This window comes from Luteolibacter sp., from assembly GCF_058122085.1.
The window spans coordinates 19,438-39,139 of sequence record NZ_JBIKBQ010000016.1 but is presented as its reverse complement, the minus strand read 5'-3'; the positions used below and the strand labels follow the sequence as shown (position 1 = coordinate 39,139).

Annotated in this window: 20 protein-coding genes; 5 read left to right on the top strand and 15 right to left on the bottom strand. The window is 62.6% G+C overall.

The window, feature by feature from the left end; genetic code table 11:
• Positions 1–244: 244 nt before the first annotated feature.
• From AC4DF4_RS04125 to AC4DF4_RS04115, 3 genes are all read right to left on the bottom strand, one after another.
• Positions 245–556, bottom strand: coding sequence for a hypothetical protein (locus AC4DF4_RS04125; protein ID WP_490046850.1), 312 nt, complete (start codon positions 554–556; stop codon positions 245–247).
• A 143-nt stretch (positions 557–699) separates the two neighbouring features.
• Positions 700–1,086 carry a hypothetical protein gene (locus AC4DF4_RS04120; RefSeq protein ID WP_490046849.1) on the bottom strand — a complete coding sequence of 129 codons (387 nt, stop codon included), beginning with the start codon at positions 1,084–1,086 and terminating at the stop codon, positions 700–702.
• Between the two features lie 467 nt (positions 1,087–1,553).
• On the bottom strand, positions 1,554–1,883 hold the full coding sequence (locus tag AC4DF4_RS04115; RefSeq protein ID WP_490046848.1) for a hypothetical protein: 330 nt from the start codon (positions 1,881–1,883) through the stop codon (positions 1,554–1,556).
• A 25-nt stretch (positions 1,884–1,908) separates the two neighbouring features.
• Between AC4DF4_RS04115 and AC4DF4_RS04110 the strand changes: the two genes are divergently transcribed.
• Positions 1,909–2,127, top strand: coding sequence for a type II toxin-antitoxin system HicB family antitoxin (locus tag AC4DF4_RS04110; RefSeq protein ID WP_490046847.1), 219 nt, complete (start codon positions 1,909–1,911; stop codon positions 2,125–2,127).
• Between the two features lie 14 nt (positions 2,128–2,141).
• Positions 2,142–2,339 (top strand): type II toxin-antitoxin system HicA family toxin, encoded by a 198-nt coding sequence (locus tag AC4DF4_RS04105; RefSeq protein ID WP_490046846.1) that lies wholly within the window; start codon positions 2,142–2,144, stop codon positions 2,337–2,339.
• A gap of 53 nt (positions 2,340–2,392) precedes the next feature.
• Here AC4DF4_RS04105 and AC4DF4_RS04100 read toward each other — a convergent pair whose 3' ends face one another.
• The 6 genes from AC4DF4_RS04100 to AC4DF4_RS04075 all read right to left on the bottom strand — a co-directional run bounded on the left by AC4DF4_RS04100 (position 2,393) and on the right by AC4DF4_RS04075 (position 10,141).
• Positions 2,393–3,616: an ABC transporter permease gene (locus AC4DF4_RS04100; protein WP_490046845.1), complete on the bottom strand. Its 1,224-nt coding sequence runs from the start codon at positions 3,614–3,616 to the stop codon at positions 2,393–2,395.
• Between the two features lie 67 nt (positions 3,617–3,683).
• Positions 3,684–4,406, bottom strand: coding sequence for an ABC transporter ATP-binding protein (locus tag AC4DF4_RS04095; RefSeq protein WP_490046844.1), 723 nt, complete (start codon positions 4,404–4,406; stop codon positions 3,684–3,686).
• Positions 4,403–5,734, bottom strand: a complete 1,332-nt coding sequence (locus AC4DF4_RS04090) for an efflux RND transporter periplasmic adaptor subunit (RefSeq protein WP_490046843.1) — start codon at positions 5,732–5,734, stop codon at positions 4,403–4,405. Before AC4DF4_RS04090 ends, AC4DF4_RS04095 begins: the two co-directional genes overlap by 4 nt.
• Positions 5,735–5,762: 28 nt before the next feature.
• Positions 5,763–7,172: an efflux transporter outer membrane subunit gene (locus tag AC4DF4_RS04085; protein ID WP_490046842.1), complete on the bottom strand. Its 1,410-nt coding sequence runs from the start codon at positions 7,170–7,172 to the stop codon at positions 5,763–5,765.
• A gap of 93 nt (positions 7,173–7,265) precedes the next feature.
• Positions 7,266–8,573: an OmpA family protein gene (locus tag AC4DF4_RS04080; RefSeq protein WP_490046841.1), complete on the bottom strand. Its 1,308-nt coding sequence runs from the start codon at positions 8,571–8,573 to the stop codon at positions 7,266–7,268.
• Between the two features lie 53 nt (positions 8,574–8,626).
• A complete protein-coding gene (locus AC4DF4_RS04075; protein ID WP_490046840.1) occupies positions 8,627–10,141 on the bottom strand; it encodes a trypsin-like peptidase domain-containing protein in 1,515 nt (504 codons plus the stop codon).
• A gap of 142 nt (positions 10,142–10,283) precedes the next feature.
• On the opposite strand from AC4DF4_RS04075, the gene AC4DF4_RS04070 reads away from it, so the two are divergent.
• Together AC4DF4_RS04070 and AC4DF4_RS04065 are read left to right on the top strand one after the other, a co-directional pair.
• Entirely contained in the window at positions 10,284–10,931 is a 648-nt protein-coding gene (locus AC4DF4_RS04070) for a hypothetical protein (RefSeq protein ID WP_490046839.1), read from the top strand.
• A complete protein-coding gene (locus AC4DF4_RS04065) occupies positions 10,829–11,245 on the top strand; it encodes an STN domain-containing protein (protein ID WP_490046838.1) in 417 nt (138 codons plus the stop codon). Before AC4DF4_RS04070 ends, AC4DF4_RS04065 begins: the two co-directional genes overlap by 103 nt.
• On the opposite strand, the gene AC4DF4_RS04060 is transcribed toward AC4DF4_RS04065, so the two are convergent.
• From AC4DF4_RS04060 to AC4DF4_RS04040, 5 genes are all read right to left on the bottom strand, one after another.
• Entirely contained in the window at positions 11,232–12,590 is a 1,359-nt protein-coding gene (locus AC4DF4_RS04060; RefSeq protein ID WP_490046837.1) for an alkaline phosphatase family protein, read from the bottom strand. The genes AC4DF4_RS04065 and AC4DF4_RS04060 overlap by 14 nt on opposite strands.
• A gap of 79 nt (positions 12,591–12,669) precedes the next feature.
• A complete protein-coding gene (locus AC4DF4_RS04055; RefSeq protein ID WP_490046836.1) occupies positions 12,670–14,559 on the bottom strand; it encodes a hypothetical protein in 1,890 nt (629 codons plus the stop codon).
• 18 nt (positions 14,560–14,577) lie between these two features.
• Entirely contained in the window at positions 14,578–14,982 is a 405-nt protein-coding gene (locus tag AC4DF4_RS04050) for a hypothetical protein (protein WP_490046835.1), read from the bottom strand.
• Positions 14,983–15,047: 65 nt separating this feature from the next.
• Positions 15,048–16,772, bottom strand: a complete 1,725-nt coding sequence (locus tag AC4DF4_RS04045) for an ABC transporter ATP-binding protein (RefSeq protein WP_490046834.1) — start codon at positions 16,770–16,772, stop codon at positions 15,048–15,050.
• Between the two features lie 82 nt (positions 16,773–16,854).
• Positions 16,855–17,325, bottom strand: a complete 471-nt coding sequence (locus AC4DF4_RS04040) for an iron-sulfur cluster assembly scaffold protein (protein ID WP_490046833.1) — start codon at positions 17,323–17,325, stop codon at positions 16,855–16,857.
• Positions 17,326–17,416: 91 nt separating this feature from the next.
• Here AC4DF4_RS04040 and AC4DF4_RS04035 point away from each other — a divergent pair, with 91 nt between their 5' ends.
• Positions 17,417–19,162 (top strand): heparinase II/III domain-containing protein, encoded by a 1,746-nt coding sequence (locus AC4DF4_RS04035; RefSeq protein ID WP_490046832.1) that lies wholly within the window; start codon positions 17,417–17,419, stop codon positions 19,160–19,162.
• Here AC4DF4_RS04035 and AC4DF4_RS04030 read toward each other — a convergent pair.
• Positions 19,149–19,676: a hypothetical protein gene (locus AC4DF4_RS04030; protein WP_490046831.1), complete on the bottom strand. Its 528-nt coding sequence runs from the start codon at positions 19,674–19,676 to the stop codon at positions 19,149–19,151. The genes AC4DF4_RS04035 and AC4DF4_RS04030 overlap by 14 nt on opposite strands.
• Positions 19,677–19,702: the final 26 nt, after the last annotated feature.

Below are 19,702 nucleotides of genomic sequence, written 5' to 3'. Positions count from 1 at the left end.
TGGTGATAGGGCTCACGGGGAGGAAGTGGGTGGTTGAGAGTTGATGGAATGAGGAAGAGTGGCGGATTCGATTCTTCCTATCAACCCTCAACTCACCCGTGCAATACGTGCGGCAAGCGGAATGCTGGGAAATTGCTTTTGGGATGAAGGCCGTTGAAAGAGCGGGTGGCCGGACCGAAGCCGGGAAAAAGGAGGTGTTCGGTGAGCCGCTTGGTGGCTACCGCTGGTTTGACCCGTATGCTTGTTAGCCGGGACTGACCCCGAAGCACTTGGTCCATCCAAGCCAAATGTGGAAAATCAGAAATAGCAGACCCCCAAAAATCGCTGATGCGGCGATCCACATAGGGGAAAGGAATGCCCCCAATATGGTAGCGATCACCACACCGATCTTGTCGCCAAAAGTTGCGGTGCCATTTGCGATCTTGTGTGTGACCAGTCCAACATTCGTCGCCCCACGTGCCCAAATCTCTTGCCTCGCTCCTTTACGCGTGATGGCGGAAGTCGCTGACCAAATGATCAGTGCGAAAAGCACTCCGAGCATGTAGATTAAGAACATTTCTTATCGAACGTATAGGCCATCAACGGCGGGGAGGTAAGCCGGAATTTAAATTTGGACGCTAACCGCCGTTGGATGAGCCGGCTTATTACTGTCTTGATTTCTAATTGAAAATTTGTTGTGATAGAAAAACTTTATTTAAATTATCGCACTTGCAATCTTTGCGTAAAGTCTGGCTTCTCAACGTTGATCCTCTTAATCTCCGGATCACCCGGTTTTAACGCGCGAAAGGTCAATTCAGCGCCGCCATAGCGGCCAAACGGTTCTGCCGAATGCTGGTCTACAGCAATCGGAACCATGACCAACCCACGTGCCCGGCACCACTCGTCCGCCTTGCGATACGCCTCAGCCTTTGCCCGTCCGCCCTGCGTCAGACCAATCTCTGTCGTAGAGATCATGTAAGTATCTGGTCCGGCCGGAACAACAGATGCCGCACACCCAGACAATATGGTAACACCAAAAAGCATCAAAAGTGACCGCGCTTTCATCAGTTTGGTGCCGGTATAATATTCGCTCAGGCAATAAATCATTCTTCTCATTTTGCTTGTAGGTTTGGTGGGTTCGTCTTTCCCCTTCGGGGAAGGTGGCATTTGGATTCTTGGACTAACTTTGTAAGTCGATCCGTCGGAGGATGGGTAATCTCAACCGAGTTTGGCGAGAAGAATCTCGGTCAGGTTTCCCGAACGACAATTCAGCAGTCGATGATGGCGATGGTAACCGATGTTTGATGACTCAAGGATCGGAAAGACCATCATTTTTCCGAAGGGCGGAACGCTGGAATCATCGCTATCAGATGGCGGAGGCTGGGCAAGGAAGGGCGGAATCCGTCCGCCCAAGTGCATGAGGTGACCATGAGAGGCGAGAGTCGCTAGACATTGGCTTTCCATGCACCCGGTGGTCGGATACCACCGCTCCTTGGTGTGGGAGATCAGGCGGCGGGGGGTGGCGGGGTTTCGCCGGCTCCGCGGCCGAGGTCGCGGACGATGCGGGCGGCTTGCTAGGCTTCGGCGAAGCGGGTGCCGGACTCGGTGCGGCGGAAACGGAGGATGAGGCGGTCGAGTTCTTCGAGGATTTCGCTGACTTTGCGGAAGTCGGGGCGGAAGTCGGGGCGGAAGTCGGGGCGGAAGTCGGGGCGGAAGTCGGGGCGGAAGTCGGGGCGGAGGGCGGAGGGCGGAGGGCGGTGGTGCGGGCGCGGCGCGACTGGAGCTGGGCGTGGATCGCGGCGTGGATGGGGATTTCCCCGGCTTGTTCTTTGACGGCGGCGATGGTGATAGGGCTCATGGTGAGGAATCTGCGAATCAACACCATTTTTACGAGCTTGAACCATTTCCGCTCATGAACGATATACCGGCATGGACATTCGCTTCGAGGTTTCCACCTGCGACGAAACCGGTGGGTTTGTGGCACGGTGGGATGATCCCACAGGCGGCGGCATCTGCACCCAGGGTGAGAGCATTGCAGACTTGGAGGCGATGCTGCGCGACGCTGTGGCAGGGTACTTTTCCGAAGGTGGAAAACCCCTGCGCATCCAGCTTCATTTCGTCGAAGACCCGCTGCTGCTGCTCGCATAAAGGTGCCGAGGGATGTGAACGGAGAAGAAGCGGCCAAGGCACTGCGACGGCTCGGCTTCGTGGAAATACGGCAGACGGGTTCGCATCGCATCCTGCGCAAGGAAGAGAGGACCGTAGTGGTGCCGATGCACCGCCCGATCAAGCCGGGAACGCTCAAGGGCCTGATCGAGCAGGCCGGAGTGACGCTGCCGGAATTTGTGGCGGCACTGTAGGCCTGACGACGGCCTTTTCATCTGCTTTTTTCTCTCAACTCTCAACTCCCGACCTACTCATGCCTGAGCGCTTCGATCGGGTCGAGCCCGGCGGCTCGGCGGGCGGGCATGAAGCCGAAGAGGATGCCGATGGCAGCGGAGAAGACGAAGGCGATCATGTTGATTTTCGGATCAAACAGGAAGGGCGCGCCGACGACTTTGGCGAGGTTCGCGCAGAGGCCGTAGGCCAGCAGGATGCCCGCGACTCCGCCGACGCAGGAGAGCGTGACGGCCTCGACGAGGAACTGCAGCATGACCTCGCGGGCGCGGGCGCCGATGGCCAGGCGGATGCCGATCTCGCGGGTGCGCTCGGTGACGGAGACGAGCATGATGTTCATGATGCCGATGCCGCCGACGAGCAGGCTGACGCCGGCCACGGCTCCTAACAATGATGTCATCACCTTGGTGCTGGAGCTGATCACTTCGGCGAGTTGCTGTGAATCGAAGACGTTGAAGTTGTCATCCTCGTTGGCAGTGATTTTCCGGCGCTCCCGCATCAGGGCGGCGACGTCGCTGACGATGTTGGCGCCGGGGTAACCTTGTTCGCCGGACATCATGATTTGGTTGAAAGCCCTGCCGCCTTGGCGGCCTGACAGGCGGTGGATGATGGTGGTGTAGGGGGTGATCATGTTGTCGTCCAGGTCGTCGCCAAAGCCGCCCTGGCCTTTCACGTTGGTGACGCCGATGACTTCCATCGTCATGCTTTTCGCGCGGATCTTGCTGCCGATGGGGTCCACGCCCTCGCCGAAGAGTTCCTTGCGGATGGATTCCCCGATGACGCAGACGGGCGAGGATTCCGCCACTTCCTGCTCGGTGAAGAAACGACCGCTGCTGAGGGTCCAGTTCGCGATGCCGAAATAGTTGGGCGTGGTGCCCTGGATGTCGAAGTTGTGGCTTTGCTCCTGATAGACCATCTGGGCGCTGTTGGAAATGAGGGGGGCGACCGAGGCGATGCCGGGCACTTGATTGCGGACGGCCTCGACGTCGGCCAAGCTGAACATCGGCGCGCCGTCGCCACGCCAGCCTTGGCCGGGACGGAGGATGAGCAGGTTGTTGCCCATTTTTGAAATCTGTTGTTTGACGGTCTCGGTGGCTCCTCGGCCCAAGGTGACCATGGTGACGACGGCGGCCACGCCGATGACGATGCCGATCACGGTGAGGAACGAGCGCATGAGATTCCTGCGGATTTCCCGGATGGCGATGAGCAGGGCGTTGAAGATCATGGCGGCGAGACTCAAGATTTGAAGACGCAAGACTCAAGACAGAAGTCCAGGGGCGAGGAAGAGGCGGTGTATGGAGAATTTCTCATCTTGTGTCCTCAAGTCTTGTGTCTTGCGTCTTTACCGTATCCGACGAAATCAGCCCGTCGCGGACACTGATGACGCGGCGGGCGCAGGCGGCGACCTCATCCTCGTGAGTGACCATGATGATGGAGATGCCGCGGTCGGTGTTGAGCTTGCGGAGGAGTGCCATGATTTCGACGGTGGTTTTCGAATCGAGGTTGCCGGTGGGTTCGTCGGCGAAAAGGGTGTCGGGTTGGGTGACGATGGCGCGGGCGATGGCGACGCGTTGCTGCTGGCCGCCGGAGAGTTCGGCCGGGGTGTTGCGCTCCTTGTCCGAGAGGCTGACTTGGGCCAGCGCCTCGCGGGCCATCTCGTGGCGTTGTTTCCGCGAGTAGCCCCGATAGAGTAGCGGAAGCTCGACGTTTTCCAGCGCCGAGGTGCGGGCGAGGAGGTTGAAGCCTTGGAAAATGAATCCGAGCGCGTGACGGCGGAGCAGCGAGCGCTGGTCTTTGTTGAGGGTTTCCACCTCGATGCCTTTGAAGCGGTAGGAGCCTGCGGTGGGGGTATCGAGACAACCTAGCAGGTTCATGAGCGTGGATTTACCTGATCCGCTGGGGCCCATGATGGCGACGAACTCACCGCGATGGATCGTGAGGTCCACGCCGCAGAGGGCGAGGAACGCGGCTTCGCCCGTGCCGTAGCGCTTGGTGATGCCTTGGAGTTGAATGAGCGTTTCGGCGTTCATTCGGTCTTGGGTGGCTTGACGCTGATGATGAGGGGGGTTCCCGCGGCCAGTTCCCCGCCGGTGATTTCAGTGAAGCGACCGTCGGTAATTCCCGTGGTGACCTCGATTTCCGAAGGCTCGCCGTCCTTGAGAGTCCAGACCTTCGGGGTGGCGTCGGAGGAACCCGCTTTCGGCGGGGGGGTTCCCCGCCAGCGCCTGCCGCCACCCGGCGAGAGGCTCTGGACGAGGGTTTTCTTGGTCTCATTCGGCTTGGCGATTGCGATTGCGGCCACGGGGTCGAAGCGGAGCGCCGCGTTGGGCACGACGAGGATGTCCGTCTTGTCCACGATGGCGATGTCCACGGTGGCGGTCATGCCGGGGCGCAGCGAGAGGTCCTCGTTGCTAACCTCGAGCTCGGTGCTGTAAGTGACCACGGTGTTGGAGGCGGCGGTGCCTTCCTTGGCGGGGGTGCCCGTGCCGACCGCGCCGAACGCCACCTTTTTGACCTTGGCGGAATATTTGCGGGATGGCCAGGCATCGACGCTGAAATCGGCATTCTGGCCGGTTTCGATGCGCCCGATGTCTGCTTCGGAAACATTCACGAGGAGCTCCATTTTTTTCAAATCCTCGGCGATGGTGAAAAGCGTGGGAGCGGTGAACGAGGCGGCGACGGTCTGGCCGACATCGATGGAACGCGCGAGCACGATGCCATCCACCGGCGAGCGGATGATGGTTTTCGCCTGGTCGCTTTCAAAGGCGCGCACATCCGCCTCCGCTCCGGCCACCGCGGCTTGGGCGCTGGCGAGATCGGCCTGGGCGCGGGCGAGGGTGGCGCGGGAGGTTTCCATGGTGGCGCGCGACGGGGTTTTGCCGCTGCTGAGATTGTGGAGTTCTTCCTGACGTGCCAACGAGGCTTTGCTTTCCGCGACGGTGGCCTCGGCCTGGCTGACCCTGGCCTTGGCCGCGAGCAACGCGGCGCGGCTGCGTTCGGTCTGCTGGTCGAGCTTGGAGGTGTCGAGTTTGGCGAGGGGCTGGCCCTTTTTCACGGGGTCATTGGTGTCCACCAACACTTCCTTGGCGGTGCCGGAAAGCTCGCTGCCGACGATGATCTGGTTGGTGGGAGCAAGGTTGCCGGCGGCAGTGACGATGAGTGCAATGCGGCCGGCTTTGGACTCCAGCGTTTGATATTCCATCTTCTCCTCGCCATTCCCGGCGCGTTGGAAAAAGTACCAGGCTCCCGCGCCTATCAGGGCGACGGCGAGAGCGGTGAACAGCCATTTCCTCACCGGGCGTGAGGCGCCGCTGGCGACGATGGCGGCAAGGTCTGCTGATGAATCGGGCAAAGTCATGGAATGGGATGAAGGGTGGAAAATGATTTCAAGAACCCGCCGACCAGCCGCCGCCGAGGGCTTTGTAGAGCTGTATGTAGGCGATGGCGCGGTTGGCGCGGACGGTGAAGAGGCTGTCTTCCAGACCGAGCAGCGAGCGTTGCGCGTCGAGGACGGTTAGGATGTCGGTTTCGCCGGCTTCGTAGCGTTGCTGGGCGAGTTTGGCGGCTTCGCGGGCGGCGGTGGTGGCCCTTTCCAATGTGGCTAACCGCTCGGTGGTGCGGCGGCAGGCGATGAGCGAGTCCTCGACTTCCGAGAGCGCGGTGAGGACGGTGGCGCGGTAGGTTTGGAAGGCCTGTTCCTCCACGGCGCTCTGGGCGTCGATGTTGGCGCGGATGCGTCCGGCATCGAAAATCGGTCCGGTCAGGCCGGCGATGATGTCCGCGCTGGCCGTGTCGGGGTTGAAGATTTTTCCCGCGCCGAGGGCGTTCACGCCGAGGGTGCCGCTGAGGTTGAGGGACGGGAAGCGCTCGGCATCGGCGGCGCGGGTCTGGGCGGCGGCGGCGAGAAGCTGATAGCCCGCGAGGCGGACGTCGGGCCGCTGGCGGAGGGTGTCGGCGGGGATGCCGACGGCGAGGCTGCGGGATGGGTTCGGGATGCTTTGTTTGCCGGAGGAAAGCAGGCCGTCGAGGCTGCCGGGCGTGCGACCGGCGAGGAGGGCGAGGAGGTTTCGGGATTGGGAAATGGCTTGCCGCAGGGCGGGCACCCCGGCGCGCGCTTGTTCGAGGCTGCTGAGGGCTTGGCTGGATTCGAGCGAATCCGCCTCGCCCGCCTGGGTCCGCCAAGTGGCGAGCTGCGAGGTTTCCTCGCGGGTTTTGATGATGCGTAACAGCACTTCAAGCGCGGCTTCCGCGACCCGGAGCTGGGTGTAGGCGCTGGCGATTTCCGAGGAGAGGGCGGCTTGGACGGAGTTGAAATTCTCCTCGGTGGCGCCGACTTGGGCGGTGGCGGCTTCGATGGTGCTGCGGCGTTTTCCGAAAAGGTCGGCTTCCCAGGAAGCGTTGAGCGCGGCGGCGGAGGATGAGCCGCCTTTCCAATCCGACCCGCCGCCGTCCGAGGTGCTGCTGCCGCTGGCGGACGCCGCGCCGCGCAGGGTGGGGAAAAGCAGGGCGACCTCCGCATCCCGTCGCGACCGGGCTTCGCGAATCCGGGCCGCCGCCGCCGCCATGTCCGGGCTGTTTCCGAGGGCGTCGGAAATGATGCGGCTGAGGCCGGGATCGTCGAAGCGCTTCCACCAGCGCGAGAGGTCGCGGGAAGGCGAGGCGACGGGAAATCCCGCGGCGTTTTTCCAGTCCGCCGGCACGGAAACCTCCCCGCGCATCGAGACGGAACGCACGCCGCAACCGCTCAATCCGATGAAGACGAAACTCGAAAGCAGAAAAAGACGGGGAGAATTCATGTGTGGCTTGGTCACGCTCCACGAGCTGGAAGCTTCGGCAAAGACAAAAGAGTGGATTCTTCTACGGGCGGGAGCGGCCCGAACTTACTCCCGTCAGAAATCCAGGTAGATTTCCGTCCGGCGGTTAGCCCGGCGGCCTTCCGGATCATCGACGCCGGTTTCGGTGACATTCGGCCGCCGGGGCTGGCTGGCTCCTTTGGCGACGGTCACGATCTGGCGCGCATCGACCCCGGCTTTGATCAAAAAATCGCGGACGACGCCGGCCCGGCGCGACGAGAGGCTGTTGTTATAAACGGCGGTGCCGAGGACGTCGGTGTGGCCGCTGAGAGTGATTTTCTTGCCGGGGTCGGAGCGCAGGATGAGTGAGACGATTTCCAGCTGGCGGCTGGTGCGCGGATTCATTTCGTCTTCGTCGAACTCGAAATAGAGCGCGAGCGTGTCACCGCCGCCGGGGTTTTTGACGAGAGGCGTGTAGTAGAGATCCCCTCCGGCGACGCGGCGGGCGTAGTCGGCGAGCAGTTGGTTGAGGTTGATTTCGGAAACAATCCAGCTGGCGGGTGCTTGTTTCAGGGTGATGGCGAACTGCGCGGTTTGTTTGCCATCGCGGGTTTCCACGTTCGCGAGATAGCCGGCGGTGTCGTCGCGCTGGAACATGGCGCGCAGCGGCTTGGTCTTGCGGAGCCGGTATTCGCCTTCTTCAAACAGGATGCAAAGTCCGGCGATTTTGGCGTCCGAGACGGTCGCCGGGTCCACGAAAGCCCGCGCGCGCTCGAAATCCTGCTTCAAGACCGCTTGCAGGAAGGCGTCGGCCACGTCCAGCGAGTCTGCGGGAATAACTTTCGGGAGCGGCTCGTCCGGCCCCGGCGGGAGTGTGATTTTTCCTACCGTCCACTTGCCGTTTTGGCGGCGGAGATCGAGGAAAATGCGGTCGCGGCCGGGTGGAGGGCCATCCAGTTCGAGGACCCAGCGGGAGCGCGCGTTGAGTTCCAGTTCACCCACTTCGCGGATGCCGTCGGGCTGGCGCAGCCGCAACGGGGTGGCGGCGAGCGCTTGGAGCCGGGCGCTGGTTTCGGAATCGAGCGCGTCCTTGCCGATCAGTCGGCTGAGCTTCGTGAGGTCACCGGTTTCCAAGGCTTTGGCGATTTGCGCGACGAGCAGGGCGGGATCCGCCGCGCTGCCGACGGTTGCGGGTGACGCGGGTGGCGTGTCCGGATTTTGCGGGATGACGGGATCGGCGGGCTTTTCAATTTCAGGCGGCGTCAGCGGATTTTCCGGCAGCGCCGAAACCGCGGCGGGAGCTTTTGAAGGCACACCCGGCCGGATGATCAAAATTGCGACCGCGGCGACGGTGATGACCGCGGCGAGGCCGAGGAAAAAATAGGGAAGCTTGGAACGTTGCATGAAGGACTCAGTTAAAACACAGGAAGATTGGGAAAAATTTCAACCAATCCGGATCATTCCTGCCGCGGCAGAGCCGGCAAGTTCAAGCGGAGCACCTGCCCTTCGCGGAAGACCTGGAGACTGGTGTCCTGCACCGCGGCGGAGGCGGCGAGGTGCAGGAAAAACTCGCTGGCGCTGCCGACCCGCAAATTGTTCACCCCGATGACGAGGTCGCCGACCCTCACTTGCGCCGCAGCCAGCCCGTTTTCCGCGACGGAGGTCACCACCACGCCGCGATACCCGCGCAGCCGTTCGGGCACCGACAAGTCCCGGACTTGGATCCCGAGCGCTTTCAAAACCTCCTCCGGATCGCGGGTGCGACCTTGGTTGGTAGCGACGGACGGTGGCTGCCCCGAGGCCGCCGCGCCACTTTCGGCGATGGTCGCTTTGACCTTCATCGACTTGCCCTTGCGCCAGACGTCGAGGGTGATCGCGTCACCGACCCGCGCCCGCTGGACCAGCGTGAAAAGCTGGGTGGCGGAGTGGATTTTCTCGTCGTTCAGCGAGCGGACGACATCCCACCCCTGCAGCCCGGCCGCCTCCGCGGGCGAGCCGGGGGAAACTCCGAGAATCGCCGCGCCATCCTCGTCCTCGTAGCCGAGCGCGGCGCGGACCGTCGGGTCGAGATCGCGCATCTGCACGCCGAGGAAGCCGCGGACCGGCCGGCCGCGTTCGAGGATTTGGAACAGCGCCTCCTTCACGTCGTTAGACGGGATCGAGAAGCCCACGCCCTGGAAGCCGGGGTTCTGCTTGTCCTGGGAGAAAATCGCGACGTTGATGCCGATGATTTCGCCGCGCAAATTCACCAGCGGCCCGCCGGAATTTCCCGGATTAATCGCGGCGTCGGTTTGGAAGAGGTCCCGCTGGTTGTCCGAGAGCGAGCGCTCCTTGGCGGAGATGATCCCCTGGGTCACCGTCTCGCCCAGCCCGAACGGATTGCCCAGCGCCAGCACGATCTGCCCGACCTGGGCCTGCGACGAGTCGCCCATTTTCAGCGGTGTAAAAACCTCGTTGGAATCGATTTTCAACACCGCGATGTCCAACAGCGTGTCCTCGCCGATGAGGCGGGCCGTGTAAGCCTTGCCGCCGTGGAGCGTCACCTGGATTTTCTGTTGGCCGGCGATCACGTGATGGTTCGTCACCAGGTGCCCCTCCTTGGTGACGATCACGCCCGAGCCCTGGCCTTGGGTCGGATAGTTGCGGACCCGCGTCTGGCCCCAGATGTCGAGCAGCTGCTCGCTGCGGATGCCCGCCGTGTCGATGCTTACGACCGACGGCACCACAGCTTCGGTTAGCCGCGCGTATTCGTTGTTGAGGCGGGACAGCAGCTCGACATCGCCCAGATCCAGCGGAGCCTTGTCCGGCAGCGTGAAGGCTTCCGGCTGGAACTGACCGGCTTTCTTGGAGAAGCCGGGAATCAAGCTGCGCAAATCGCCGCCGGACCGCCACGTCCGCAGCGCGGAGACGGCGATGAAAGCGGTGACGAAAACGGCGGCAAGCGCCAACAAACGACGGAATGCGGGATTCATGGATGGGTGGGTGACGAAGCCAACCATGCGCGTGAATCGCGAAAATCCAAGCGCGGAAACCGCGCCGACACGCAAGCGGCGGCCGGAAGATATTTATTCTTCCCCCTTGGCCCCGCCCTCGAATTTTGTGATGACCCCGCCCATGCGAGTTCACGTTCTCCTGCTTTGCGCCGCTCTCAGCCTCAACAGCGCGCGGGCGGAAATCCTCACCGATGCGGACCGCGAGACGCTGCTGGAAAATCTCGAGAAGCTCCGGGAATCCGCGAATTCCAAAGTCGACGCGAAATTCCGCGTCGCCTTGGCCGCCTTCCGCGAGGCCATCGCCAGCGACGACGCCGCCATCTCGCTCTACCTCAACTGCATGGAAAAAGTGAACTTCGAGGACCAGCAAAAGAAGTCCGCCGATTTCCGCGAATGGAAACGCAACGAAGCCGACAAGCTCGCCGATCCCGGCCTCCGCCTCGCCCTTCGCCAACAACTCCGCTGGCTCGTCCTCACGCTCCAGGCCGCCTCCGAAAAAGCCGATCGTGCCAAGCTGGCCGTGGAGGCTCAGGAAATCGTCGATTCCATTTCCCGCGACCCCGCGAAACTCAAAAACCAGGAAGCCGTCCTCAACCAGGCGGTGACCTCGTCCGTTTTTGCCAGAGCCTACGAGAAATTCCTCGCCGGGACCCAGCCGAAACTCCAGTGGGACATGGAGATCGACCTCTTCCGCAGCGGAATTTTTACACCGAGGGACTCAAGCGCGACCCCAGGAATCCCAACATCATTTACAGCCTCGGCCAGCTGAAACTCAACGCTCCGGCCATCGCCAGCAAGGGCCGCGAGGCGAAATCCGGCGCGGTGGTGATCCCGGTTTTCCGACTCGATCAAGACACCCTCCAGGAAGCGCTCACCGGCTTGGGCCTGATCATCGAAAAGGAATCCAAGGGCGAAGTGACGCCGAATTTCGTCATCGAAGATCCGAAGGCTCTCCTCGCCGGGCAGAAAATTCCCCTGAATTTGAAGAACATGCCCGCCAAGGCGGTGCTGAAATACCTCACCGACCAAACAGGCGCCAAGGTCCGCTTCGACGAGCACGCCGTGGTGATCAGCCCGCGCTGAATTCCGCCAGAATCGCCCGGTGGACATCCTCCGCCGCGCTCACCGGGCGCGCCGAGCCTAACAAGACCGGACGCTCGTCGTCCGCCACGCGGTCCCGGCCGTGCGAGCCCTTCACCAGCGAGGCGTCCAGCGGGATGACATCGAGCAAGCCACGCAGCCCGAGCTTTTTCTTGAACAGGAATTTCGCGATCCGCAGCTTGGGAAACTTGAGCGCCGGGTCGATGAACAACTCGCACGGGTCATAGCCCGGCTTGCGGTGGATATCGATGGTCCGCGCGTAGTCCGGCGCGACCGCGTCGTCCTCCCAGAAATAATAAGTGAACCACGCGTCCGCCGCCGCGATGGCGATGAAATCCCCGCCGCGCCCGGTCGCCACGCCCTCGCCCCAGATTTCCGCGGACACGCGGACCTCGTCGATGCCCGGAGTGTTTTCTAGCAAATTCCGCACTTCATCGCGAATCGTTGCGTCGTTGACATAGACATGCGCCACCTGGTGGTCCGCCACGGCGAACGCGCGCGACGCCCCGCAGTCGAGCGTTTCCAGGCCGAGCTCGTCCTTGATTTGAATCCAGCCTTTTTGCCGGAACAGGCGGTTGAGATGGACCGCCCGGCTGACCGGGGAAATCCCGTATTCCGACAGCACCAGCACGCGCACGCCGCGCGACTCGTAATAGCCGATGAGATCCGTCGCCAGCGCGTCGATCTTCCGCAGCTCCTCCGGGATGTTAGCCGCCGCCGGTCCGTCCTTCTGCAGCGGATAGTCGAGATGCGGCAGATAGACCAGGCTCAGCGTCGGGGAGTGCTTTTCCTCCACCCATTTCGCGGAAGCGGCGATCCACTCCGACGAGGCGATCCCCGCCGCCGGCCCCCAGAACGCGGGGAAGGGAAACGGCCCGAGGTCGTTCTTCAAATCGTCGCGCATCTCCATCGGCTGGGTGTGGACGTCGAACACTTTGCGCCCGTCCGCCGGATAGAGCGGCCGCGGCGTGATGGAGAAGTCCGCCGTGGAATACATGTTATACCACCAGAACAACTTCGCGCAGGTGAAGCCGGGAACCTCGCGCCGCAGCTTGTCCCACAGCTTCTCGCCGCGGACGAGGTGGTTGCTCTGTTTCCAGAACCGCACCTCCGCGCTTTCCCGGTCATACCAGCCGTTCGCCACGATCCCGTGCCCGGCCGGCGAGGTCCCGGTGGCGATCGACGACTGCGCCGTGCAAGTCACCGCCGGAAACGCGGGCGCGTAGCTTTGCAGCCCGTGCTTCTCCGCGAACCGCGTCAAGCCCGGCATGTCCGGGCCTAACAGCGATCGGGAAAGTCCGACGAGATTGATGACGGCGAGGCGCATGGCCGGATCATGTGCCGTGATCCCGGCCAGGGAAAGCCATTCTCATCCGGCCACGCCTCCTTGGAGAGCTGAGGCGGTTTCACTCCTTGCCTGCCGTGCCGCCGTCGTCCGGCGGCAGGATCTCGTCGGTGAGGCGCTTGGTGCCCGCGTCCGCGAGGTTGCTTTGCGGATAGATGCTGCGGGCCTTCAGATACCATGAAAGCGCGGAGCCGATCTGTTTGGGCGTGCGGCTTTCAAACTGCCGGGCCTTGTCGAGCGCGCGGGTGAAGTCGGCCACCTTCGGAGCGAGCAGCTCCAGCTCGCGGCCGAGCTTCGGATCATCCGGAAAGTCCTCGCGCAGCTTGGCGAGCTGTTCCCATGCCGCGTAGTCCTGGCCCATCTTGCTGAATTCCGAGGCCTTGCCGAGCGCGGTTTCGATCTTCGTCAAGTTGGTCATGATCTGCTTGAAGGCGTCCTCGCGCGTCGGGTCGCCTTGGATCGCCGGGGCAATTTCATACTGGCGGCGGGCGACTTCACGGAAGTTCCCCTCGCTGAGCAGGCGGTCGAAATCGTTGCGGATCATGATGAGTCCGCCGGAGTTGCTCACGAGATTCCGGAATTCCTTGAGCTTCGGATTGGTCGGCCAGATCTCGGCGGCCGCCTTGATCTTCTCAGCGGCCTTGTCGCTTTCCTTGGCTAGCAGATGGCCCTTGGCCTCCTCGATCGCGAGGTCCGAGGCGAGGGTGTAGGCGGCGATGGCGCTGTCCACCTTGGACGACGGGAAATCCTTGGCGGCGGATTTCAGGCGCTCTGCCAGCTCCATGGTCTTGGTGTAGTCGTGCGCCTGGAGGGTGCCGTAGAGCTCGTGCAAATCGCGGACGTATTCGGCGATGCGGCGTTTTTTCTCCAGGGAAAGGGTCGCCACCGGCGCGAGATACTCGCCGAGCGCGTAGGCTTCCATCAGCCGCTGGGAGGCGTTGTGCAGCTCGTTGCGCGAGAGCATCAGGTCGAAGGCCTCGATGTATTTGCCGGCCTCGCGGATCGCTTCGTTAGATAGCGAGTCGAGCGAAGCCACGGTCGGGCTGACTCCGACGGATTCGGAAAACAACTTGGAGACGTCCGAGTCCTTGTCCACGCGGAGGGTGGCGTCGCCGTCCTTCCAGATCTGGTTGTAGAAGCGGGCGGCCATCAGCACGTGCTCGTAGCGGCGCTGCACGAACCACTGGACCATGCTGACCTGGTATTGCGCCTTGGTCCGGATGGTGCCCGCCTCGGTGCGGACGATGTTGGCTTTCTTGAGCGCTTCGATTTCCGCGATGCGGCGGAGGGTGTCGGCGTATTTGAGCGAGTTCACGCCGGCGCCGGGATTCGTGGCGGGCTGGGAGCCGCCCTTCTTGTTCTTGATGTCACTGGAATTCCCCAGCTCCTTGTCACGTTCGTGGCGGGCTTTCCAATCGCCTTCCAGAATGATCGCCTTCTTCTCCTCCTCGATGGATAGATTGAGTTTCTTGAGGCCGTTCACGTCCTGCTTGGCGAGCATGGCCATGTAAATGGACTCGGCCAGCGAGCCGCAGAGGTTGGCGTCTCCCGGATAGGCGGACGCGCCGGGAAGCTGGGTGAACGCGGCGTAGAGATCGGGCCCGCCGCTGCGGAAAGGCGAAATGGTCGCGAGGATGTTGGCGATCGTTTCGCGGTATTTCTCGGCGGCTTCATCGCTCTCGGGCGGCTGGCTGAGGTATTTCTCGAAGCGCGCCTTGAGCAGGCGGTTGTCGCCGAGCGGAATCGCCACGCCGCCGACGGTGATGGTCTCGGCGGCCGGGTCGAGCATCGGGATTTCCTGACCGAGCGGGCCGGCGGCGGGTTGCTTTTTCTCGGCGGCGGGCGCGGTGTCGGTCGGCGTCGCCGCGGGTTTCGCGGCGGGCGGCGGCGTGTAAACCTGGGCGTGGGCCAGACCGGCGAGGCAGAGCGGAAGCAAAAGGCGGGATTTCATGAGACGGGGAATTTCAAGTTAGAGGCGGTTCACGCCGGTGGCCACGGGGATGCCGCCTTGCCGAAACTTCACCCGGAACGCGTATTTCTGCTTGGTGTCGATGTTGAGCTTGTTGAACCCCTGGGGAATCTCGATGCCGACGAACTCGTCGCCGCCGGGCACCTCGATCTTCACGCTGACGAACTGCCCGCGGCTGGTCGTCCACTGGAGTTTCTCGTCGATCTGGCCCTCGATGACGTATTCGTTGCCGCGCAGGCTGTTGCCGTTTTCGAGCAGCTCGTCCACGCTCAGCTTGGCGACGTCGCCAAAGGTCGCGGTTTTTTTGCCGATGAGGGATTTGCCGGCGACCACCGCGACGACGATCGCGGCGATGGCGCCGATGATGATTCCGGGGTGGAGATGGGAGCTAGCGCGACGTGCCATGGTTCAAGGTGGTTTCAGGAGTGAAGCTAGTTGGGAAATCCTTGAAATCGAGGGATAAAATCCGCTCAGTCCCATTGCGGCCTGCGGGCGCCGGCCCAGGTGGCGATGAGCGCCACGGCGATGTGCGCGCCGAGGGCGTAAAAGCAGATTTCCTGGGCGGACAGGCTGGTATCGATGACCGATTTGACGGCGTTGTAAACCTGCGGTTGGAGGGCATCCACCGAGCCGGACCACGCCCAGTAAGCCGAGATGAACGGGCGGGTGAAGGCCTCGATTTTTTCCGGCAGCGCGAGCACCGCGCCGGACAACGGCAGCTGGAACCCCACCAGATAGATCGAAAGCAGCGACGCCTGCTCGGCCGTCCGCATCAGCGAGGAAATGGCCAGGCAGACGGCGGTCATCGCCGCGTTGACCAGCAGCAGGAAGCCCGCGTGCTGGATGAAATCGCCGCGGAAGGCGCCGAAGAAGTTCACGAAAAACGCCATCCACAAGGACTGCCCGATCACCAGGCAGGCGAGAAACGCCACCTTCGACGCGAGGTAGGCCGTGGGCCGCAGCCCGCCGAATTTCTCCTTCTCGTAAATCGGCCGCTCGCCGGCGATCTCGCGCGCGGAATTGTTAGAGCCCATCAGCGACAGCAGCACCACCTGGAACATGATGATGCCGGAGATGGCCGATCCGACCTTCGCCTGATCCGAGGACACCAGGATTTTCTCCTCGATTTCCGCTCTCTCGCTTTGCCGGGTGTCGGAAAAGCGGCGGATGTTGCCGGAGGCTTTGTCGCTGAAAAGCGTCACCAGGATCGGGAAGCAAACGATGATGGCGAGTTGGAGAAACACCTGACCGCGGTCGCGGAAAAAGATCCGCCAGCGGCGCGACAGCAGGGTGGCGAACTGGCTGAAAAATCCCGGCAGCCGCGGGGCTTCGGGTTCTTCCGCCGCCGCGGGCGCCGGGGCCTGGAGATCGCCGCTGGTGACGAGCAGCGCGCGGTTTTTCTCCATCATATTCTGATAGGAATCGCGATGCTTTTGCCACGAGTCGTGCCAGCGCTCGGACGGCTGCGTCGCCAGCCGCGGATAGACTTCCTCGGTGTCGCTGACGGAGAAATAGTGGGTCAGCTGCTCCGGCGGACCGTGGAACGCGACCCGGCCTTCGTGGAGGACGAGGATGGAATCATACAGCTCGAGGTGCGCCAGCGAGTGGGTCACCGAGAGCACGATCCGGCCGTCCTTGCGCGAGAGATCGTGGAGCAGGCGGACGATTTCCCGCTCCGAGCGCGGGTCGAGGCCGGAGGTGACCTCGTCGCAGAGCAGCAGTTTCGGGTCGGAAACGAGCTCCATCGCCAGCCCGAGCCGACGCTTCTGGCCGCCGGAAAGCACCTTCACCTGGCGGTCGCTGATCGGGCCGAGCCCGGTTTCCTCGAGCACCTGGTCGATCCGCTGGTCGAGCTCCGCGGTGTCGCGGCAGCGGACGCGAAGGCGGGTCGCGGCTTCGACTGATTCGTCAACGGTGAGCGGGTCGTAGGCGATGGAGAACTGCGGCACGTAGCCGATTTCCGAAGGCGAGAAATCGCCATCTTCCGAGAGATTCCGCGAGTCCCAGAACAACGCGCCGGCCGACTCGGGATTGAGTCCGGCGATGGTTTTGAGGAGGGTCGTTTTGCCGCATCCGGACGGGCCGACGATGGCCATGAAGTGGCCTTTCGGCACGCGGATCGAGACGCGGTCCACCAGCGGGACTTCCTCGCCGTCTTTGCGGATGATGAAACTGACTTCTCGGAGCTCGAGCACGGAATAAAGGGTTCTGGAAAAGTAGCAAACGCCGCGGATTCGGCATCTTTATCGTCGTTGGCGAAAATAAAAACCAAACCACTCAATCGAGCGGCACGATGCGGAGGGTGCCGCCCGCTTTTCGGTGGAGCGACGACGCGAGCGTCGGCGCCATGTTTCCCGTTTCGACGGCGGCGGCGGGCGAGTCGTTGTCCAAGGCGTTTCGCAGCGCACCTTCCACCAACTGGCCGCAATGGATCTTCATCGGCGGCAAAGGGCCGAGGTCGCCGGTGAGTTCGCTGGCGGTGAGGTGCTTGGCCTCCTCCGCCGTTTTCCCGCGCAGCAGCTCGGTGGCCATCGACGCCACGGCGATCGCCGTTTGGCAGCCGAAGGCTTGAAACGAAGCGCGGTCGATGATGCGCTTGCCGTCCTTTTCGGTGAATTTGAGCCACATCCGCAGCATGTCGCCGCACTCGGGCGAGCCGACGGTTCCCATGGCGTCGGCGTCGGGGATTTCGCCTTGGTTTTGGGGATTGGCGAGGGCTTCGCGGACTTTGCTTTCGAATGAACTCATGGAGGCGCGGACGCTAGGTCGGGATCACGGGCAATTCAAGCGCGGGTCTCGCCGGGGTGTAAGACCGCGCGCTCAGCGGCGTATGCGGGACATGTGGAAATTCGGTGGAATCTGGCTGGCGACGCTCGCACTGGCGGCTGGCGGTTTGGCGGAGAAACCTCATCCCCGGTTGTGGCTGCCGAAATCCTCGGAAGCCGCGCTGCGTGAAAAACTCGCGAGAGATCCCTTGGCCGCGAAGCTGCAAGCCGTGACAATGGACGAAGCCGAGCGAGTCCTGAAAAAGCGGACCTGTCGCTATGAAATCCCGGACGGCAAACGCCTGCTGTTCGAATCCCGCATCGCCCTTCACAACATCATGCACTGCGGCTGGGCATGGCGCATGGGCGGCGGGGAAAAATTTCGGTTGCGCGCGATCGCCGAACTGGAGGCCGCCTGCGCGCTGAAGGACTGGAATCCCCCTCATTTCCTCGACACCGCGGAAATGGCCAGCGCCGTGGCGACCGGCTACGACTGGCTCTACGACACTCTCACGCCGGAGCAACGCGCGATGTGCGAGCGCGCCATCATCGAGAAAGCCCTCAAACCCGCCAAAGCCGTCTATGACAAGGGCGGCTGGTGGTCGAATCCCCGCAACAACTGGTCGCAAGTCTGCGGCTCGGGCATCGCCTTGGCCGCCGCCGCAGTGGCCGGAAAGGACGACGGGCTGGCGGAAGACCTGTTCGCCCGCGGGCTGAAGCTCGTCGAAAGCTGCGGGAAATTTTACGAACCCGACGGCATGTATCCCGAGGGGCCGGGCTACTGGCACTACGGCACCAATTTCCACGTCATGCTGCTGGCCGCCTGTCAAACCTTGGAAAAGCCGATCACCGACAACGCCATTTTGAAAAAATCCGGAGACGCCGTGATGCAGCTTACCGGCCCCACGCGCATCGCGTTCAATTTCGCCGATGGAGGTTCCCGCCTTGAAACTCCCTCACCCGCCCAATGCTGGCTGGCGAGCCATTTCAAGGCCGCCGACCAAGCCCGCTATGTCCGTGGGCTCTTCTCCCGCGCGCTGGCCGACGACGGGGAAATCACCGGCGACCGCTATTTCCCGCTGGCCGTGCTCTGGCTGCCGGAACCGCCCGCGGTGAAAAAAACCCTGCCTACCGCCGCGGTGTTCGGCGGCGAGCAGGCCATCGCGATTTTCCGCACCGGCTGGGATGCCAACGCCGCGTTTTTCGCCATCAAGGGCGGCACGCCTGCCGCCAGCCACGGCCACATGGACGTGGGCTCATTCGTCTATGATGCCCACGGCGTCCGCTGGATTCACGATCTCGGGAGTGAAAACTACAACCTGCCGGGCTACTTCGGCGGCAAGCGATGGTCCTATTTCCGGCTCCAGAACCGTTCGCACAACACTCTTGAAATCAACGGAAAACTCCAAAACGCCGACTCGCAACCCTGCCCGCTGGCCAGCTCCAGCCCGCTTGAGGCGACATTCGACCTCTCCGACGCCTACGCCGGAGCCGCGGAAAAAGTCGTGCGCGGTGCGCGGTTCAACGCCCTTACCGGAGCCGTGCGGATCGAGGATCAAATCACGAAACCCTCCGGCGAGATCGTCTGGCGGGCCTTCACCGACGCTGCGGCCGAGATTCAAGGCGACCAAGTCGTTTTGAGAAAAGACGGTCATCAGATCATCCTCCGCCGGGCGTGCGCCACCGGCACTTGGAGCATCACCGATGCAAAACCTCCGACACCGGAGGAAAACCAAAATCTCAAATTCCGCGCCGTGGTCCTGACGATCCCCCGAGCGGATCAGGTTTCCGCAATCGTGGAAATCCTCACTTCGCACTGAACTGCCGGCCGCGGCCGGTTTCCCAAGCACTGCGGACGCTTGAATAAAGTGCGGCGAGCTCCTTTTCCGAGAGAATGCGGAATTCGATCGTCCGGGCATGGCTGGTTTCCGGGTATTTCTTGATGACCATGTTCTGGGCGTCGGTGCCGATGCGATCGGCGGCTTTTTCGACCAGTTCGCGTCCGCGTTTCGCGATTTCGCCCACCGCGTTGCCCGGTGCGGCGTCCGTCACCGGACTGATAAAATAGAACCGGGCGAGCGCCTGGCCCAGCGCGTCCACCGTGACTTCATCCACGATCACAGCCCCGTCGAGCAGGTATTTGTGCCGGCTGACCGCGGAAATCCGGTCGAGCGCCACCATGTAGTGACCGCCGCTGAGCGACGCCTGCCAGAAACGGTTCGGCCCGGGCGAATCCCCCGGCTTGTCCGGGGCGGCAGGATCTTCTTGGGCTCTCAGTTGCACCGACCCAGCGACGAGTCCGGCGAGCAATAGCAGGAAAGTTTTTCGGAACATGCAAACAGCGTGGCAGGCTCATTTCC

Bases quoted from the DNA above. Each gene is read 5' to 3' on its own strand.
- AC4DF4_RS04040 (WP_490046833.1), bottom strand. From the start codon at position 17,325: ATGAGTTCATTCGAAAGCAAAGTCCGCGAAGCCCTCGCCAATCCCCAA.
- AC4DF4_RS04125 (WP_490046850.1), bottom strand. From the start codon at position 556: ATGTTCTTAATCTACATGCTCGGAGTGCTTTTCGCACTGATCATTTGG.
- AC4DF4_RS04050 (WP_490046835.1), bottom strand. From the start codon at position 14,982: ATGGCACGTCGCGCTAGCTCCCATCTCCACCCCGGAATCATCATCGGC.
- AC4DF4_RS04110 (WP_490046847.1), top strand. From the start codon at position 1,909: ATGGACATTCGCTTCGAGGTTTCCACCTGCGACGAAACCGGTGGGTTT.
- AC4DF4_RS04080 (WP_490046841.1), bottom strand. From the start codon at position 8,573: ATGCAACGTTCCAAGCTTCCCTATTTTTTCCTCGGCCTCGCCGCGGTC.
- AC4DF4_RS04060 (WP_490046837.1), bottom strand. From the start codon at position 12,590: ATGCGCCTCGCCGTCATCAATCTCGTCGGACTTTCCCGATCGCTGTTA.
- AC4DF4_RS04055 (WP_490046836.1), bottom strand. From the start codon at position 14,559: ATGAAATCCCGCCTTTTGCTTCCGCTCTGCCTCGCCGGTCTGGCCCAC.
- AC4DF4_RS04090 (WP_490046843.1), bottom strand. From the start codon at position 5,734: ATGACTTTGCCCGATTCATCAGCAGACCTTGCCGCCATCGTCGCCAGC.
- AC4DF4_RS04035 (WP_490046832.1), top strand. From the start codon at position 17,417: ATGTGGAAATTCGGTGGAATCTGGCTGGCGACGCTCGCACTGGCGGCT.
- AC4DF4_RS04075 (WP_490046840.1), bottom strand. From the start codon at position 10,141: ATGAATCCCGCATTCCGTCGTTTGTTGGCGCTTGCCGCCGTTTTCGTC.
- AC4DF4_RS04030 (WP_490046831.1), bottom strand. From the start codon at position 19,676: ATGTTCCGAAAAACTTTCCTGCTATTGCTCGCCGGACTCGTCGCTGGG.
- AC4DF4_RS04095 (WP_490046844.1), bottom strand. From the start codon at position 4,406: ATGAACGCCGAAACGCTCATTCAACTCCAAGGCATCACCAAGCGCTAC.
- AC4DF4_RS04115 (WP_490046848.1), bottom strand. From the start codon at position 1,883: ATGGTTCAAGCTCGTAAAAATGGTGTTGATTCGCAGATTCCTCACCAT.
- AC4DF4_RS04085 (WP_490046842.1), bottom strand. From the start codon at position 7,172: ATGAATTCTCCCCGTCTTTTTCTGCTTTCGAGTTTCGTCTTCATCGGA.
- AC4DF4_RS04120 (WP_490046849.1), bottom strand. From the start codon at position 1,086: ATGATTTATTGCCTGAGCGAATATTATACCGGCACCAAACTGATGAAA.
- AC4DF4_RS04070 (WP_490046839.1), top strand. From the start codon at position 10,284: ATGCGAGTTCACGTTCTCCTGCTTTGCGCCGCTCTCAGCCTCAACAGC.